Raw genomic sequence first — 223 nt, forward strand, 5'->3', positions numbered from 1 at the left:
GCGGAAGATTTAGCGGGGCTCAAGCGATATACCGAAGCTGCGGATGTATATTTTAAAATATATGTGGTAGGGGAGCGTTCTGTAAGCCTGTGAAGATGGACTCGTAAGAGCTGTTGGAGGTATCAGAAGTGCGAATGCTGACATAAGTAACGTTAATGCGTGTGAAAGACACGCACGCCGAAAGACCAAGGTTTCCTGTTCAACGTTAATCGGAGCAGGGTGA

1 rRNA gene is annotated in these 223 nt (G+C 47.1%); it reads left to right on the top strand.

Going from position 1 to position 223, the window contains the following annotated elements:
• Positions 1-223 (top strand): 23S ribosomal RNA (locus AC0SAP_RS10445); the annotation flags it as partial.

The sequence above is a fragment of the Ignatzschineria sp. PL_is040 genome, from assembly GCF_055813795.1.